The sequence below is a fragment of the bacterium (Candidatus Blackallbacteria) CG13_big_fil_rev_8_21_14_2_50_49_14 genome (assembly GCA_002783405.1).
Lineage (GTDB): Bacteria > Cyanobacteriota > Sericytochromatia > UBA7694 > UBA7694.
In genome coordinates this window covers 14,513-28,109 of sequence record PFGG01000060.1, presented here as the reverse complement: position 1 = coordinate 28,109, position 13,597 = coordinate 14,513, and the positions used below count along the sequence as shown (strand labels likewise).

Sequence of the window (13,597 nt, the reverse complement as noted above, 5' to 3'; positions counted from 1 at the left end):
ATGAAAATACCAGCCTTCTTTTGGGTTTTAAACGGCGGCTAGGCGCGCGCTCAAGAGTTCTACGACCTGAGGAGGCGTGTCGGCCACAGGAACACCAGCAGCATTCAAAGCCTCGATTTTGGCTTCAGCAGTGCCACTGCTTCCAGAAATAATCGCGCCAGCATGGCCCATCCGTTTGCCAGGAGGTGCTGTACGCCCAGAGATAAAGCTCACAACAGGTTTTTTCATATTCTTGGCGATATAGGCAGCAGCTGTTTCTTCATCATTGCCTCCAATTTCGCCCAGCAAAACCACGGCATCCGTATCAGAGTCTGCTTCAAACAGTTCCAAGAGGTCAATAAATTTGGTTCCGATAATCGGATCTCCGCCAATACCCACACAGGTAGATTGTCCCATACCCGCGCGTGTGAGTTGGTAAACCAATTCGTAAGTCAGGGTACCACTGCGGGAAATCACACCAATTTTGCCTGGGGTATGGATATGTCCTGGCATAATACCGACCTTGGCTGCACCGGGAGAAATCAAGCCGGGACAGTTAGGTCCAATCAGACGACAGCCTTGTTTACGCACATAGTCATAAACAGGAATCATGTCCTGCACAGGCACGCCTTCAGTGATACAGATAATCAAAGGAATACGGGCATCAGCAGCTTCCAAAACTGCATCAGCAGCAAAACGAGGAGGAACGAAAATAATGGAGCAATTGGCCCGGGTTTCATCAACAGCTTCTTGAACGGTATTAAAGACGGGGACGCCTTCTAATTCCTGTCCTTTTTTGCCAGGAGTGACCCCAGCAACAACAGATGTTCCGTAGTCCAGCATCTGCCGTGTGTGAAAAGAGCCATCACGCCCTGTTATTCCCTGAACAAGAACCCGTGTATGTTTATCAATCAGAATTGCCATGGTTGTTTTCAAATTAGACAAAAAGACCCGAAGAGCTTTGTCCTTTTCCTTTCAGATCATTTAGTTTGAATTGTTCAGACTGCCGCACATCTCATCGCGATTAGAGTGACAGAAGCCCGATAATGCTATACAATTATGACACATTATTAAGCCGCTTGCCCCTGATCCTGCGAGCCAGAACAGCAATGACCAAGCATAATTTTTCACTTTCTCCAAATCATGTTCATCACAGTACCTGCCCGGCCTGTGGTTTTCACTTGGCTCTTGACTTTTACCCAGGCGGAAAGCAACCCTTGGCAACCCTGGGTTGGCCAGCATCAGAGGACGAAGCGAAAAAAATGCCCCGTCTGCCGCTTGAGTTTGTCCGTTGCCTGCAATGCGGACATATCTACAACCGTCTTTTCGATTATACGCAAGTGCCTTACGTCAATAATCCCAATCGCATGTATAACCGCAGTGCTCTTTGGAAAGAGCACCTAGAAAGCGTCTGTGACGCCATTCTTCCTTATTTATCTGAAAAATCCGTCGTGGTAGAAATTGGCTGTGGTGAAGCACAATTGCTTTCTCTGCTTGCCCAGAAACACCCCCAAGGCAGATATATTGGCTTTGATCCCCATGCAGCACTCGTATCACCCCATCCGGGAGTGGAAATTCGTGCCCAACTTTTTGAGCCCCACCTACACCTGGATGAACTGAAACCCGATCTTTTACTGAGCAGACATGTACTTGAACATCTCATGAATCCTTTGGCCTTTATACAGGAAACAGCCTTCTATTGCAGCTATTTTGAAATCTTTCCCCTGCTCTTTGTTGAAGTTCCCTGTATCGATCGGGCCATAGAGAGCAGCCGTCTTGAAGATTTTTATTATGAGCACAACTCTCATTTTTCAAAAGCTTCCTTTACCCGCTTTCTCAAGCAAATTAATCCAAATCCCCTTTTTATTCAAACAGGTTATGCCCAAGAAGTCATTTTCGGATTAAGCCGTTTCACTCCCCAGCCCACTTATCTGGAACATGCGGAAAGTACCCTGAATTTTCTCAAACAAAGCACGCACGTGCAAAAAAATATTCACACGCTCTTGAATGCTTTACAAACCCAAAACCTTCAAGTGGCACTTTGGGGAGGAACGGGCAAAGGAGCAGCCTTTATGAACAGCCTCAATCTGGATTCCACCCGATTTCCCCTGGTCATTGATTCAGACCCGGCAAAGACAGGCACCTATGTACCTGGAACCGGCCAAAAAATTCAAGCAAAAAACTATCTCCTGGAGCATCCTGTCGATATTATTCTAATCACGACCCAATGGCGGGCCCGTGATATCGTCAATGAACTTATCGAGGCAAAAATCCCCTTTCAGAAAATTTTGATTGAATACCAGGGCCAATTGCTCAATTATCTCGAGGACGAACATCCCTATCGTTGAGCAGTCAGATTGACATTTGTTTCGAAATATTATATTTTGTTAAGAGACTGATGCTGCATAGATAAGCTTAAGAAGCTGAATAATTCACAAGGGAACCGTTAATAAAGTCGTGAACCTGTATGCCTAAAGCCCTCAATTTTATTGCTCCTTTTTTTATTTTTCTTTTGGGCAGCATCGTGGGAAGCTTTCTCAATGTCGTGATCTACCGGCTTCCTGAGGCTCTTTTAAAAAACTACGATGAAACTGAGACCCAGGAAGAAACTTCAGAACAGATTCCTCAAAATATATTTTTTCGCATTTTTTGGGCGCTTAAATATATTGGCCTGGATATCTTTTGGATGCTTCAATACTTTATTCAAGATTTTCCCAAGGAATTCCTGCTCAGCCTCAAGGCTGTTTCATTTCCTGCCTCTCGCTGCCCCAAGTGCCTGAAAGATATCGCTTGGTACGATAATATACCCATCCTCAGCTGGTTTATTTTACGTGGAAAATGCAGAAATTGTTCAGCCCCCTTCAGTTTTCGCTATCCACTGAATGAGTTTATCTGTGGCCTACTCTTTTTATATGCCTTCAGCATCACGGGTTTTCAAGGAGATTTCCTGGCCTGGGCCTTCTTTTTGTCAGTTCTCTGGGTTATTTTCTGGATAGATCTGGATCATCAATTTATCTTCAATGTGACAACCTACCCAAGTATTTTCTTGGGGATCGTATATAATGTCTCTAAAGGATTAACAAGTCATACATTGTGGGGTGTCCTGATAGGACTGTCACTGTTTGAACTGATCGTTTTTCTCGCCATCGTTCTGCTTCGTAGAGAAGAAGGTATGGGGGGCGGTGACGTCAGATTGGTGATGGTACTGGGTGCATGGCTCGGTCCCATAAAATTAGGCTCTGCTCTGGCACTGGCATTTATCGTCGGTTCAATTGCAGGAATTATTTTATTGGTTCGGAAACGAGAAAGTATACCGTTTTCATTCGGCCCAGCGTTAGTCCTGGGTGGAGTGATCTCGATGCGTCTTGGTGAAAAACTTTGGGCGTGGTATATTTACTCAATCTACGGCAACTCAATGACATCACTGACAGGTTTGATATGAAGCATAAAAGCAACAGGGTAAAAGGTTCGTTCCAATGAAGTTTCGAGGCCGTGAAATTAATGCAGGCACCCTTAAAAGCCTCTTAAAAAATCCATTTGTAAAAGAAATTCCAGTGGGAATTGATATTACAAATGAATCCATCGTGGTTGTTGAACTCGCACCCATCAAAGGGCAACCTGGAAGCGCGGAATTGGTCAATTTAGCCATTACCAATACCCCTGAAAATGCAGTAAGAGACGGTGAAGTCATCGATCCTTCCCGTGTGGCTGACGCGATTCAACAAATCTGGCAAGAAAACGGTATTAAATCACGTCGCGTCATCACTGCAGTATCTGGTCAAGCGGCAATTATCCGCCCCAGAATCAAATTTCCCGTCATTCCTATTAAAGAATTAAAAGAAGTCGTTATGCACGATGCGGAACGTTATATTCCGTTTCCAATTCAAGATGTCTATATCGACTTTCAAGTCACAGGAACCGTAGAAGAAGATGGTGCCAGCAAATATGACGTTTTGCTTGTAACAGCTCAAAAACAACTCATCGATACCTATATGGAAACTTTCCGCCAAGCGGAAATGCAATTGGTATCCGTAGATGTTGCCTCTTTTTCTGTCATGCGTGCCATTGAAGAAAAAGATCAAGAAGAAAATCCTGAGATGTTGTCAGTACTTGTGCTGATTCGCGGAGAGACGACAGATCTCAATGTTACCCGCGCAGGTGTCCCGCTTTTCTTCCGCAGTATCCCTTTGGGAAGCAGTACCTTTATTGAAGTCATTGCCAGCAATATGGGGGTAGATCTTGAAGAAGCAGTCAAGCTTTTTGACAAGGTCGCCATTGATATTGCCGGTGACGAGATCTATGAAGATCCCATGATCGAACAGGCTTCTCAGGAAGTTCGCCCCCTGCTCAAAGATCTGAGCAATGAGATTCAGAAATCGATTGAATATTTTCACCAGTCTCAGCAAGAAAATGCACGCATTCAACAGATGGTCCTGTCTGATCGGGGAGCCAAAATGAAAAATTTGGACCTCTATCTTTCTCATGCACTGGGCATTGATGTTGAAATCTGCAATCCGATCAAGTCGCTTACTTTTGATGAAGATCGGTTTTCACTTCAATATCTGACAGAAAATGCCACCCTTTTCGCAACAGCTATCGGACTTGCCCGGAGAGGAATTGACGAACTTTGACACAGATAAGCATAAACCTTCTCGGTATAGAACAAAAAGAAGCACTCAGCCGTAAAGGCCTGCCTATTGATAAAGGTTGGCTTATTTCTGGCGCAACCGTCATTGCATCAGCCATCCTGTTGATCTTGGCGATCAATATTTTAAATGGAATGGTCGCAAAGGCAGAAGATACCAAAAGAGAAAACGAAGCCAAAATAGCGGCTCTCGATAAAAAAATTGAAGAAATTAAAACGCTTGAAAAACAGCGGGCCACCCAGCAAATGGAAGAAAAAGTTCTTCGCTATGTAACGGGTGAAACTTATAAATGGTCTTATTTCTTGCAAGAAATTCGTGCATTGATGCCCATCGATGTTTCTATCAACGATTTTAAAATTAATCCAGCGGGTGATTTTACATTGAACGGAACTGCCACAGACCACCGGACAGTTGCTCTGTATCTGGCCAGTCTGCAAAACTCAAAACTGCTGAAAGATGTTACTTTACAGTCCAGTGTAAAAACAGACAAAGCCACGACGTTTGTGATCACCTGTAAAAAGGCCAATTAAGCTATGGAGATAAAACTCACTAAAACCGTCACCCTGGACACAGATAATTTAACAACGGTCCATAAATTAGCCATTGGCGCAACCCTCTCCGTACTGATTCTCGGCTTGGGCATCTGGCAGTTGGTCTTGCCTCCCTATAACCAACTCCAGGAATTGAACGCCCAAATTGAACAACAGCAAGCCGATATTGAGGCCAAAGAACTCAAAGCCAAAGAATTGGTCAAACTGAAAAAGGAATTGAAAGAAATCGAAGAACGCTTGGTTGTTCTGAGACGTAAAATTCCACTCCAACCCAATGTCGCCCCTTTGATGATCGATATTGAAGAGATTACTGAGAATAAAGAACTCTTCGGCAATGGTGCTATCCTGAAAGAATTCAAACCCAGCGGAATTGTCAATTTTGATTTGCCCGCTGAGCTACAGGAAGCACAGGGTTCAGAGGTTTCAAAACAACTGAAACAACTTCCAATCAGTATTTCTTTAACGAATATCAGCTATCCTGATTTCATTAAATTGCTGACAGACTATGAAAGCTATGAACGGACCCTCAGTGTTGAAAATATTTCTTTGATACCTGTTGAAGATAAAGAAGCACTGTATACACCTGTCAATGTCACCTTCACGCTTAAAGCCTTTTTGCTGGGGGGCGAATAAACCATGAATAAACATCTTATTTTCTTACCCCTGCTTTTGGTCAGCGCAACAGCACTTTTGTTGTTTTCGCTTTCACTGCCAGAAGATACGCCACAAATTGCAGAGAGCCCTGTTCCTACAGCAAGCCCCGCACGATCTGCAATTCCGGCGAAAACACCTGCTCCAGGAAAAAGCACTGCGTCCAGCGCAAAACCTTCTGCAGTTCCTTCGACAGCCAGTTCTGCCAAACCTGCGGCAAGCCCCAGTCCTTCGCCTTCCCCCAGCCCTTCACCCAAGGCTTCAGCCCTTCCCTCCTTTGGAATTGCTGCAACAACGCCTGAAGCGGTTCTGCGTGAGGCACAGGCAAATACCGGTCGGATGGATCCCTTTAAATCTATCCTTCCCCCAGAATTGCCAGAATTTGAGCCCCAGATCGAACCTGAGCAATTGGCCTATATCCCCCCGCCTGCTTTAAAAACAGAGACAGAAACAGAAAATATACCTGTGAGAACAGCTTTACCTCAACAGAAAGCCCCAGCTCCAGAACCCAAACTGATTGAAGGTCTTGTTTTAAAAGGAATCGTCAATGGAGGACTGGACCCCGTTGCGATTGTTCAGGTGGACGGTAACAGTGAATTGGTAAGAGTGGGAGAACGGTTACCCGGAAATATTCTCGTAACCGCCATCCATTTCGAAGGAAAATATATTACCCTGTCCAGAGGCAATCAAAAAGCGCGTCTTGAACTTGAGGAGGAGTAAAAGTACTCTTATGCAGAAATTCAATCATCTTGTGGCCGCCACTCTGGCCGTCTGTGCGACCTTTGGCCCTATTTCAGGTGCCTGGGCCGTCAATACCGTGGTCAATGCACCGGTTGCTGGCTCCAGCGATCCCCTGACCATTCGCAAAGCTTTTCAATTGGAAAGTGATCCGCTGATCAGCCTGACCCTGCGTGATGCCTCTGCAGAAGCTGTTTTGAGAACTTTGGCACAAAGAGCCAACCTCAGTTTGGTGTTTATGTCGAGCAATGCCGGAAGTGGAAGTGCCGCGGCAGCCTCAACACCTGAGGCAAGTGCTCCCGCCAATGACCTGGAAGATGATCTTGACGCTCCACCTGCTGCTGCAAGCAGCAGTTCATCTCAATCTTCTGCAATGGGTCAACGGATTCCCTTTTTAGAGCTGCGCAGTATTCCCCTCAGTGAGGCCTTTGCCTTGGTCTTACAAATGACAGGACTGGTTGCCCGTCGGGTTTATAATACCTTGCTGATCAGCACGCCAGAAAAAATGGAGCAAATGGGTTTTTCCTCCCCCTTGATCAAGACCTATACCGTATATAACCAACTGACCAGCGCAGGCAGTGGTTCAGCAGGTGGCGGAGCCACAGCTGCAAGTCAACCCATCAATACACAATTGGAGACCATTTTCAAGAGCAGAGGTTTAAACCCCCTGCCCAAAATGATTGTGGATCCGCGTACCACGACCCTGATTTTAATTGGCACCCAAGAAGCAATCGATATTGCGGATCGCATGATCCCCATTCTGGATCAGGCCCTTCCTCAGGTCATGGTCGAGATCAAATTGATCGAACTGACCAAACGCGGCAGTGAAGAACTGGGGTTTGCCTATGGGTTTTCTCAGGGCAAATTTGGCTTCAGTTATAATCAAACCACTTCAACAGCAGCCGCAGCAGGTGGTGGTGCAGGTGGAATAACGCCCAACCCCATCAACCTCATTTCACAAAATGCTGCTTTCTTAGGCAATCCAGTAACAGGAACGGATCGCAGCGGTTTAAGTTTTAACTCTTTGGCAGATTTTACCCCCAATTTCAATGTCCGTCTGAATGCATTGATACAGAACAGCCAAGCCCGTTTGCTCACCAGCCCACGCATGGCAATTCAACACGGGGTCAAAGGGGTCTTTGATTCCACCACTGAAGTTCCTATTCTTTCAACCACAGTCACAGCCACGGCGGCAACAGAAACCGTACAAACTCTGCCCATCGGTGAGAAAATGGACATTACCCCCTATATTGACGTGGAAAATGGCATGATCACGATGAAAGTCAAACCTGATATCAGTACACGTGGACAAACCGTCACCGTCGGAGCTCAAAGTGTGCCCGAAAAAGGCAAGCGCATGGTCGAAACGACCCTGCGTGTCCGCGATGGAGAATCTGCCGTGATTGGGGGCCTGATGCGTACCATCACCAATGAATCCAAGAGCAAGGTACCCGTTTTGGGAGATATTCCCTTCTTGGGCGGACTTTTCACCAATACCAAAATTGAAAAAGAAGATGTGGAAGTGCTGATCATGATCACCCCCCGCATCATCAAAAACGAATAAGGTCATGACTGGAAAGGAGGAATAAGGTGCCTCTGTTTTTTATCGAAATCACTGGAGATGACCGCCTTTCCTTTGAGGTCCGAATCCTGAACAACCAATTGTCAGCCTTACGTATCAAACGGCAAATCTATCGGCGAACCGATCGCGTTGTAACGGATATTAAAGGCTTCGATCCCTTTAATGTGGGCGAATGGATGACCTTGGTCAAATACGAAAACTGGAAAGGCGAAGCTCTCAAAGACGCCTTGCGTCCGGCTCCTGCCAATTTCTCCCCCTTGGGAATCCATGTCAAAGAAAATTGGGGTTTTTTGGACGTTTATACGCTTTTGGATAAAACCTTTGAAGATCTTCAACAAAATTGGCAGAAAGATTATATCAATTATGGGGGATTACCGGCTCTGCCCTCCAATCGTGTTGAACACTTTCAGCGAGACTTGCCCTTTGTAGCAGAATTAGCCCGTTATATTGTTCATGATCGCAGTATTCTGGAAATGCTTGCTCATGAACAGACGATCATGCCGCTGCCGAAAGTCGGCCTGGACGATTGGCTGATCGAAGAAAATACCTTGGCCATGAATCGCACAGAAAAGGTTGCTCTGCGTGGGCGGCTCAGCATTGAACAGTTGGGTACCCATCAAATGATTACCCACCGCCCCAGAGCCGAAGGCGAAGATATTCTCTCAGTCAACAAATTCTAATGAATGCAGTGCTAAGGTTTTTTCAAACCATTGGGAGCATGGGTTTGTTTTGCGCTCAGGTGCTCACAGCGCTGTTCCGTCCTCCCTTCTTTTGGCGCGAAACGCTACGCTCCATGCATACGATTGGCTTTCAATGTTTATTGCCTGTACTGGCAATCGTTGTGCCAACAGGCATGGTCACCACCTTGCAGGGCTTGCATGTCTTTGAACTCTTTGGCGCCCAACGCTTACTGAGCAGTCTTTTGGCCGAAGCCGTTTTCAGAGAACTCTCTCCCACCCTTGTCAGTATCATGGTGGCAGCCCAAGCTGGAAGTTCAGTCTCGGGTGAGATTGGAACCATGCGCGTAAAGGAAGAGATCGATGCCATGGAAGTTATGGCTGTGGATCCCTTTCAATACGTGATAGTACCCCGCTTAATTGCTTTGGCCGTCATGGTTCCACTGATCAATGCGATTGCCTGTTTTGGTGGCATTGTGGGGGGCTATGCTGTTGCAATTGGATTAAAGGGTCTAAACTCAGGTGTGTTTCTTGCCAATCTCTTCAGCTTTGCCAAGCTCTCACATATTTGGGGAGGCATGCTCAAAGCCAGTATTTTTGGACTGATTGTAGGCATTATGAGTTGTTATAAAGGCTACCATGTTTCAGGCGGTGCACTGGGGGTCGGTTTAGCAGCCAACACAACAGTCGTTCATTCTATTCTTTTAATTGTCTGTATCAACTATTTTTTAACCTCAGCCCTGGTCACCCTGCTGGGTTGAACATATGAAGAGTCGTTTGAAGTTTCACCTATTGTCTGGCTTGCTGGCCTGCAGTTTGAGTGCTGCATTGCTTTCCTGTTCTCCCCCTTTGCGGCAGGCCGAAGAATTGATTGCAAAGAAAAAATATGCACAGGCTCAAATCATTCTTGAAAAACTTCAGAATGAAGACCCTGAAAATTTAACGGCCCAAGCCCTACTTGGCTACAGTCGTTTTTATACAGAAGGCCCCCTGCCTGCGCTTGAGGAACTTCAGCCTCTACAGCAAAAAAGCCCAAATTCCTTGCCCGTACGCCAAACCATCCAAAAACTGATTCAAGAACTTCAGAAATTTGATGCGTTGCTCAGGAACCCCCAAGCAGAAGCGCTCAAAATCTATATACCCCAAGCCCCCAATGCTTTTTTAAAATCAAGGGCCCAATGGGTTCTGTTTAAAAAATTGAAAGCCTCGGGCTTAAAAAAAGAGGCGGTCAAACTGGCTGAAATGCTCAAGCAGGAAACCCAAGACCCCTTTATTCAACAACTTCTGGATTGGGAAAGCCTGTCTCAAAAACCTGAAGAAAGGGAACGCATTCTGGATCGTCACCCCAAAAGCACCCTGAGACCCCTTTGGTATTGGCAAATTCTGGATTCACAGGACAAAACCCCCAAAGCCAATCAGTTGTTGATCCATTTTAAAGAAGAAACAGAAGACGATACCCTGCGCGCAGCGATTCTTCTGCGCCAGGGAGAATACAATCTCGAAAAAAATCCAGTCGTCGCACTCAATTATTTTCGTACGCTCTTACAAAATTACCCCAAGCACCCCAGGGGCCGTCAGTTGATTTACACAATCCGTGAAAAACTGGGGAAATATCTCAGCACGGCAGATCATCAGTTTTTAGCCCAAGCTGCCTTTGACCGCTATATGTATCAAACAGCTTCAGGAGAGCTCCAGGCAGCAGCACCACAAGACCGAGAAGGCCTTTACCAACTTGGAATTTATGCCCGAAAAGCAGAGTATTACAGCCTGGCAAGAGAAACTTTTGCAGGAATTTTACGCCGCTTTCCCCGAACCCGCGAAGCGGGTTTGGCCAGTGTCCAATTGGCGGGCATGCAGCGCAGCAATAAAGCCTATAACGCGGCTCTCTCTCAATTGCGACAAACCCGAAGCAGTTATGAGAGCTACCCGGAAGTCTATACCGAGGCCCTTTGGGAAGAAGGAATTGTTTACGATTTTCTCAACCAAGCTGAAAAACAGGCCCAGGTCTACAAATTACTTGTGGAAACAGATCCAAAATCTCTCCATGCTGCCGAAGCGCTCTGGATTGCAGTCTGGCAAACCTATCTTGAAGGCCAAACTTCTGAGGTCGTGCGCTTGATTGAAAAATACCGCAAGGTCTTTGAAGGGGACGAGCTGGAAAGCCGTTTCCTGTATTGGTTGGCCCGAGCCCAGGAAAGCCTTGAACAAAAAGAAGAGGCAAAAAAAACCTATGCCAGTCTGGCAGAGGGGCCCTTAATGGACTACTATACCCACCGCAGCCGTGAACGTTTGCGTGTCATGCTGCGGGGAGGGGAAGATCAATACGCCACCCGCAAATATCTGGGCTATAAACCCGAAAGTCGTCAGTTACCCGGATGGGCCGACGCATTCAAAGCTCGCCTGGAAAGCACAACGCTCTCAAAAGAAGACTGGCCTGAAGCCCTCCAGCTTTTTTATCTCGGACAATGGCACGAATTTCTGCAAATTGCAGAAAACAGCAGCAATGATCGCTGGCAATACCTGCGGGGTCTGCTCTTAAACCAAGCCGGTGATCATTACAATGCCATTACACACTACCGTTATAAGGCCAAAGAGAATGAAATCTTCCTGCCAGTAGCCTTTCCCCTGGCCTGGTTTGAAACCATGGAGCAGGAAGCCTTAAAATATCAGATGAACCCCTTTCTGGTCGCAGGCTTAAGTTGGCAGGAAAGCCAATACAAACCAGATATCCAATCCTGGGTCGGTGCAACCGGTTTGATGCAAATCATGCCCAGCACGGCTGAACAGATTGCTGCCCAAATGGGCATGAAGGACTACGATTTAAAAGACCCTGAAACCAATATCCGCATGGGCACCTGGTATTTAAACTCCACCCACAAAACCTTTGAAGGCAATTCCATGTTAGCAGTCGCCTCTTATAATGCTGGAGCAGGCCCTGTTTTGCGTTGGAAAAAGCAATTTGCACACCTGCCCTACGATGCCTTGGCAGAGTCGATTGCCTATCCAGAAACGCGCGATTATGTCAAAAAGGTATTTACTGCCTATTGGATCTATCAAGCCCTCTACGGCAAAGACGCTCAATGATCGGGGTCTGAAAGCTCAAGATCATAAATTTTGCGGTTAATGCCATGAATCAGGGCTTGAGACGAGCTTTCAGACAAAATACCATTGCGGAAGGCGTCGCGCACAGAGCTTTTCTGTGTAACCAATAAATGCCGTTCTGCACTTAAAGATTGCAAATGCACAAGCTTAGGCTCTTCCTGTTGAATCATGCCAATATCCCGCTCAACTTCTTCAAGGCGCAGGCTGTATTTGACCTTTTGCTCTTCATAGATCATTTTCGAAAACTTGCCTGCACCATGCATCAACTCCAACTCTGCCAAAGCAGAGCGCAAAGCAACCAGTTCCCCCTGAAGCAATTCAAATTGCTCTGCAAAACTCTCTTTTTTGGAGAGTTTCAGTATTTTGAGAAAAGGGTTCATACTTAAACCGGGGCCCAGAAGCGAAAAAAGAACCACACCAAAAATAGTCACCAATAATTCTTTGCGATAGGGAACATCGGCGGGCAAACTCATGACCAAAGCCATGGAGAGGGCCCCCTTGAGATTGCCCCAAACCAGAATATGCATCCATTTCATGGGCAAGCGAGCCTTCAAACCCAGATTCAAAATCCAGGCCAGGGGATAAATCGCCAAAATACGCCCCGCAAAAAGGGCAAGAATACCTGCTCCAATGATCGGTGCAAAATGCAGCAGTTCATTCAGATGAATTTGTAAGCCAATCAAGAGGAAAATCAAGGAATTGATTACAAAAGCCGCGTACTCCCAAAAAGTAAGCACAGCCACACGGGTGGTGGGGGTCATGGCCCGTTCCCAGCCCATATTTCCGACCATAATTCCAGCTGTTACCACAGCAATCACACCAGAAACATGCAGGCTTTCAGCCACCAGATAAGTCCCATAGGCCAAAACCGTGGTGATCATCAACTCCAACAAATGATCATCAATTTTTTCAAGCAGCACAATGGCACCATAGGCAATCACCAGCCCGACAGCCAACCCGCCCAAACAAACCAATAAAAACTTCTGCAAGCCCTCCATCGCGCTGAAATGTCCTGTCACTACCACAGCCAGAATAATTTGGAAAGCCACAATCGCAGTCCCATCATTGAAGAGACTTTCCCCTTCAACAATCGCGGTCAGGCGATGGGGAACCCCCAATTTTTTAAAAATCGAAAGCACAGACACAGGATCGGTGGCCACAATCATCGAACCAAACAACAAAGCGATCATCCAGGGCATGCCCCCCAGCCAGTGCATGACTCCTCCTGTTACAAAGAGGCTGATCACCACGCCAAAAACAGCCATGGTCAGAATCGACTTCATATCCGCCCTGAGATGGCTGTATTCAATATTGATCGAAGCCTCAAATAAAAGAATCGGCAAAAAAATGGTCATGACAATCTCAGGCGTCATTTCAACCTCAGGGAGATAATGCAAAACACCTAAAACCAAGCCCCCTAAAACCAGCATGACCGTATACGGCAATTGAATATAGCGCACCAGAATCGCCACTGAAGTAGCAATCAGGAGAAGTGTTAGCAGGGTTTCAACTTCGTGATGCATAGGACCTCCTGCAGAGTAATATTTCGATGATTATTTTCAGCTAAACACAGTTCAAAGCGAAGCGCAACCTCGATTGCAATCCACTCTCAGAGAAAGCCTTGATAATGCATCGCATCATCTTAATAGACCGGTCAGGAAAGACTTATAA

12 protein-coding genes are annotated in these 13,597 nt (G+C 46.3%); 10 read left to right on the top strand and 2 right to left on the bottom strand.

The features are described from left to right. Window positions 1-27: 27 nt before the first annotated feature. Window positions 28-903 (bottom strand): succinate--CoA ligase subunit alpha, encoded by an 876-nt coding sequence (locus COW20_14410; protein ID PIW46881.1) that lies wholly within the window; start codon window positions 901-903, stop codon window positions 28-30. A 122-nt stretch (window positions 904-1,025) separates the two neighbouring features. On the opposite strand from COW20_14410, the gene COW20_14405 reads away from it, so the two are divergent. From COW20_14405 to COW20_14360, 10 genes are all read left to right on the top strand, one after another. Further along, entirely contained in the window at window positions 1,026-2,327 is a 1,302-nt protein-coding gene (locus tag COW20_14405) for a methyltransferase (GenBank protein PIW46808.1), read from the top strand. Between the two features lie 119 nt (window positions 2,328-2,446). Next, window positions 2,447-3,421, top strand: a complete 975-nt coding sequence (locus COW20_14400) for a hypothetical protein (protein ID PIW46807.1) — start codon at window positions 2,447-2,449, stop codon at window positions 3,419-3,421. Between the two features lie 34 nt (window positions 3,422-3,455). Beyond that, on the top strand, window positions 3,456-4,610 hold the full coding sequence (locus COW20_14395) for a hypothetical protein (protein PIW46806.1): 1,155 nt from the start codon (window positions 3,456-3,458) through the stop codon (window positions 4,608-4,610). Continuing rightward, window positions 4,607-5,155: a hypothetical protein gene (locus tag COW20_14390; GenBank protein PIW46805.1), complete on the top strand. Its 549-nt coding sequence runs from the start codon at window positions 4,607-4,609 to the stop codon at window positions 5,153-5,155. Before COW20_14395 ends, COW20_14390 begins: the two co-directional genes overlap by 4 nt. 3 nt (window positions 5,156-5,158) lie before the next feature. Next, window positions 5,159-5,809 carry a hypothetical protein gene (locus COW20_14385; protein PIW46804.1) on the top strand — a complete coding sequence of 217 codons (651 nt, stop codon included), beginning with the start codon at window positions 5,159-5,161 and terminating at the stop codon, window positions 5,807-5,809. Window positions 5,810-5,812: 3 nt separating this feature from the next. Beyond that, window positions 5,813-6,547 carry a hypothetical protein gene (locus tag COW20_14380; GenBank protein ID PIW46803.1) on the top strand — a complete coding sequence of 245 codons (735 nt, stop codon included), beginning with the start codon at window positions 5,813-5,815 and terminating at the stop codon, window positions 6,545-6,547. 10 nt (window positions 6,548-6,557) lie between these two features. Further along, the gene (locus COW20_14375) at window positions 6,558-8,129 is read left to right on the top strand and encodes a hypothetical protein (GenBank protein ID PIW46802.1); all 1,572 of its coding nucleotides are present in this window, start codon (window positions 6,558-6,560) and stop codon (window positions 8,127-8,129) included. 26 nt (window positions 8,130-8,155) lie between these two features. Then, a complete protein-coding gene (locus tag COW20_14370; protein PIW46801.1) occupies window positions 8,156-8,827 on the top strand; it encodes a hypothetical protein in 672 nt (223 codons plus the stop codon). Then, a complete protein-coding gene (locus tag COW20_14365) occupies window positions 8,827-9,585 on the top strand; it encodes an ABC transporter permease (GenBank protein PIW46800.1) in 759 nt (252 codons plus the stop codon). The genes COW20_14370 and COW20_14365 overlap by 1 nt, the downstream gene beginning before the upstream one ends. Before the next feature lie 4 nt (window positions 9,586-9,589). Continuing rightward, on the top strand, window positions 9,590-11,908 hold the full coding sequence (locus tag COW20_14360) for a hypothetical protein (protein PIW46799.1): 2,319 nt from the start codon (window positions 9,590-9,592) through the stop codon (window positions 11,906-11,908). On the opposite strand, the gene COW20_14355 is transcribed toward COW20_14360, so the two are convergent. Next, window positions 11,902-13,449 (bottom strand): Na+/H+ antiporter, encoded by a 1,548-nt coding sequence (locus COW20_14355; protein PIW46798.1) that lies wholly within the window; start codon window positions 13,447-13,449, stop codon window positions 11,902-11,904. The two genes, COW20_14360 and COW20_14355, sit on opposite strands and share 7 nt — an antisense overlap. Between the last annotated feature and the right edge of the window lie 148 nt (window positions 13,450-13,597).